Origin of the sequence: Streptomyces spongiae (assembly GCF_009377185.1) — a bacterium.
GTDB lineage: Bacteria > Actinomycetota > Actinomycetes > Streptomycetales > Streptomycetaceae > Streptomyces > Streptomyces spongiae.
Genome location: NZ_VJZC01000767.1, coordinates 1 through 4,029 on the forward strand (window position 1 = coordinate 1; position 4,029 = coordinate 4,029).

Annotated in this window: 3 protein-coding genes and 1 pseudogene; 2 read left to right on the top strand and 2 right to left on the bottom strand. The window is 69.1% G+C overall.

Translation table 11 applies throughout. The features are described from left to right. Positions 1 to 237 (bottom strand): annotated as a pseudogene (locus FNH08_RS46330) (L,D-transpeptidase family protein); the annotation flags it as partial. A 267-nt stretch (positions 238 to 504) separates the two neighbouring features. On the opposite strand from FNH08_RS46330, the gene FNH08_RS46335 reads away from it, so the two are divergent. Together FNH08_RS46335 and FNH08_RS46340 are read left to right on the top strand one after the other, a co-directional pair. Then, positions 505 to 2,085 (top strand): acyl-CoA mutase large subunit family protein, encoded by a 1,581-nt coding sequence (locus FNH08_RS46335; protein WP_152777759.1) that lies wholly within the window; start codon positions 505 to 507, stop codon positions 2,083 to 2,085. Positions 2,086 to 2,177: 92 nt separating this feature from the next. Further along, entirely contained in the window at positions 2,178 to 2,783 is a 606-nt protein-coding gene (locus FNH08_RS46340) for a Uma2 family endonuclease (protein ID WP_152777761.1), read from the top strand. 146 nt (positions 2,784 to 2,929) lie between these two features. Here FNH08_RS46340 and FNH08_RS46345 read toward each other — a convergent pair whose 3' ends face one another. Beyond that, positions 2,930 to 3,946 carry a DUF5954 family protein gene (locus FNH08_RS46345; protein ID WP_152777763.1) on the bottom strand — a complete coding sequence of 339 codons (1,017 nt, stop codon included), beginning with the start codon at positions 3,944 to 3,946 and terminating at the stop codon, positions 2,930 to 2,932. Positions 3,947 to 4,029 lie beyond the last annotated feature (83 nt).

Sequence of the window (4,029 nt, forward strand, 5' to 3'; positions counted from 1 at the left end):
GGTGGAGGGGGTCGTGTCGGCCTTGGGGCTGTGCCCGCTGCCGCCGTCGCTCGCCTTGTTCCCGTTCTGCTCGTCGTTCCCGTCCTGCTTGGTGCTGTTCCCGTTCGGCTCGCCTTTCGGCGTGGCCGTGACGTCGATACGTATCGGCTGGCGCTGGCCGCTGTTCACGTCCACCGCCTGGGCCGTGCATCCGCCGACCGTGACGAGCGCCGCCAGAGCGGCAACCGATCTCCGCATGCCCCTGATACGCATACCGGCCCCCCGTTGTCTCACCGTGCCCCGAGATCCGGCTCGTTGTCCGGTTGTGTCATCTGAGATGTTCCCCGGGCGCGAGCGGTTGCGAACCCGGGGCGACTCGGAGGCATTGTGGGGAACGGAGGACGGGCGGACCCTTGTGAGCAAGGTCCCAGCGTGGCCCCCTCCACCGGTCGCACGGCCGCCACTACAGTCCGTCAGCGAGGGTTTCGTACTAGCGGGTAACCAAGCAACGCGGAGGCACAGACCATGGCGCGCGAGTCGGAGTCCGGACTGCCCATCGAGCCGGTGTACGGGCCGGACGCCCTGGAAGGCTGGGATCCGGCGGAGAGGCTGGGCGAGCCGGGGGCGTACCCCTTCACACGGGGCGTCTACCCGTCGATGTACACCGGCCGGCCGTGGACGATGCGTCAGTACGCCGGTTTCGGTACGGCGGTGGAGTCCAACGCCCGGTACCGGCAGCTGATCGCCCACGGCACCATGGGTCTGTCGGTCGCCTTCGACCTGCCCACCCAGATGGGCCACGACTCCGACGCGCCGATCGCGCACGGCGAGGTCGGCAAGGTGGGCGTGGCGATCGACTCGGTCGACGACATGCGGGTGCTGTTCGGTGGGATTCCGCTGGACAAGGTGTCGACGTCGATGACGATCAACGCCCCGGCGGCGCTGTTGCTGCTCCTCTACCAACTGGTGGCCGAGGAGCAGGGCGTCAGCGCGGACAAGCTGACCGGCACGATCCAGAACGACGTGCTGAAGGAGTACATCGCGCGGGGCACGTACATCTTCCCGCCCAAGCCCTCGCTGCGCCTGATCGCGGACATCTTCAAGTACTGCCAGGCCGAGATCCCGAAGTGGAACACGATCTCGATCTCCGGCTACCACATGGCGGAGGCGGGTGCCTCGCCCGCGCAGGAGATCGCCTTCACGCTGGCCGACGGCATCGAGTACGTGCGTACAGCGGTGGCGGCCGGGATGGACGTGGACGACTTCGCGCCCCGGCTCTCCTTCTTCTTCGTGGCGCGGACGACGATCCTGGAGGAGGTGGCCAAGTTCCGTGCCGCCCGCCGGATCTGGGCGCGCGTGATGCGCGAGGAGTTCGGCGCGAAGAACCCCAAGTCGCTGATGCTGCGCTTCCACACCCAGACGGCCGGAGTGCAACTGACCGCGCAGCAGCCGGAGGTGAACCTGGTCCGGGTCGCCGTCCAGGGCCTGGCGGCGGTGCTGGGCGGTACGCAGTCGCTGCACACGAACTCCTTCGACGAGGCCATCGCGCTGCCGACGGACAAGAGCGCGCGGCTGGCGCTGCGTACGCAGCAGGTTCTCGCCTACGAGACGGACGTGACCGCGACGGTGGATCCCTTCGCGGGCTCCTACGTCATCGAGAAGATGACCGACGACGTCGAGGCCGCGGCCGTGGCGCTGATGGAGAGGGTCGAGGACCTCGGTGGCGCCGTCAACGCGATCGAGCGGGGCTTCCAGAAGAACGAGATCGAGCGCAGCGCCTACCAGGTCGCCCAGGAGACGGACTCCGGTGAGCGGGTCGTCGTGGGCGTCAACCGTTTCCAGCTGGACGAGGAGGAGCCGTACGAGCCCCTCCGGGTCGACCCGGCCATCGAGGCCCAGCAGGCCGAGCGGCTGGCCAGGCTCCGCGCCGAGCGAGACCAGCCGGCCGTCGACACGGCCCTCGCCGACCTGAGGAAGGCGGCGGAGGGCACGGACAACGTGCTGTACCCGATGAAGGAGGCGCTGCGGGCTCGGGCGACCGTGGGTGAGGTGTGCAACGCGTTGCGGGAGGTCTGGGGGACGTACGTGCCCACGGATGCCTTCTGACCTGCGCGGTTACTCCGTATGAGTGATCGGAGGCGGAAGCCGTACGTCCCCGGTTACTCTCGCGGAGAGTGGGCCCCGAAAAGGAGGACGCCATGGCCGTACCGCAGCAGGAGATGACCCTGGGTGAGGCTGCCGACCAGCTTGCCCGCGCACTGCCTGGCCACCGCGTGGAGATTCTCCAGGGGAGGCTCACTGTGACACCGCCGCCGGACGGTTCGCACGCACTGTCGCTGACGAAACTGGGCAGGGCTTTCGATCGGGCGGGGATCGTCGAAGCGGGGCACGAATACGTGCAGGGCATCGGCCTCTGGCTGCCCACACTCCCTGAGGACTTCGCGATCCCTGACTTCTCCATCGTCGACGAGGACTTCCGCGACGCTCACGTCACGAAGAACTACTACGCGCCGAATGTCTTCCGCATGGTCGTGGAAGTGACCTCGTCGAACTGGTCCGATGACCTTGGCCCCAAGGTCGAGTGCTACGCCCAGGCCCGGATCCCGGTTTACCTCGTCGCCGACCGCAAACACGACGAGGTTCTCCTCTATCAGGACCCAGCCGACGGCAAGTACCCCGACCCCCAGCGCTTCAAGCGGGGCCAGAGCGTGCCCGTCCCCAGGTCCGTCGGTGTCGCCGTCGAACTGTCCGTAGACGTCCTGCTCGACGGCGACGCTGACAGTGTGGTCGGCGACGGCCACTGAACCGCGCCAAGTACTCGATCGTCCCCGGGCTCCGCCCCGACCCCCGCTCCTCAAACGCCGGAGGGGCTGGAAGGTGTCTCCGGGAGCGTCACCGCGAAGACCGTGCCTCGACCGAGCGCCGGCCGCGGTCTGAACGGACGCCGGCCTCACTCCTGGATGAGGGTGCCGTCCTCGTCCATCGCCGGGTGGAGCTTCATCGGGCCGTACTCGTCGACGTCCGAGGGGCGTGGCGGTTCCGGGCCGTCGGTGCCCGTGCGGAGCATGCGCTCGACGCGGCAGATCCGGAACAGACGGTCGTCGACCTGGAACTCGTCGGCACGGCCGAGCGCCCGGAACTCCTCGGCGGCCTCGGCGTACCTCGCCTTCTTCGCGTCGTCGTACTCGTACAGCATCGCCCAGATCTCGGCCATCCCGTTGTAGAGCATGCGCCGGGCGTCGTGCGGAGTGGCCATCAGGGAGCCGCGCGGCTGCCAGCCGTGCTCCCCGCGCTCGACCACGCCGAAGCCGGTCGGCAGCAGGACGAGCTCCGGATGGGTACCGACCGCCCGCTCGGAATCGGCGCGCACGTCATCGGGGTAGCGGGAGCCGGGGTACGTGAAGTCCCGCAGCCCCAGTCTCAGCGCGCCCGCGGACGGACCGTCCGCACGGTCCGGATCGAGGACGAAACCGACGTCCGGGGACGGGGTGTCCCGCGTCTTCCGGTCCCACGAGCACTCAGCCGGCTCGGAGTCGGTCGGCCGGGGCGCCTCCATGCCGTCGTGCCCTGCCCGCCCGAACTCGTCACCCCTCACCACCCGGTACCGCACCCCGCACGCCTCCACCTCGTTCACGGGCTCGCGCTCCAGCACCGCCACGGCCGCCAGCAGCTCCCGCCGTACGGCCCGGTCGTCGGTGTCGTCCTTCGCGGCGAAGAACAGATGCGACTGCAGCCCGTCCCGCGCCACCTGCGGCATACCGTCCACCACCGGCTTCAGCACCCGCCACTCCGGCCCCTGGCCAGGGTCCTGCACGGCGACCCCGAACACCGGCCCACGCAACGCGATATGGGGGTAACGCAGCGAGGCCTCCACCGCGTCGGCCTCCCTCACCCACGCGGCGGGGTCGTCACGGTCGATCAGGTCCCTGTGGAGCGCCCGGATCTGTTGCTGCCAGTCATCGGTCATGCACGCATTGTCGCGGAACAACTGCTGTTGTTGGCCAGCTTCAGGAAAGCGGTCCAGGCGGTGGGGGCGACGGTGAGGTGGGG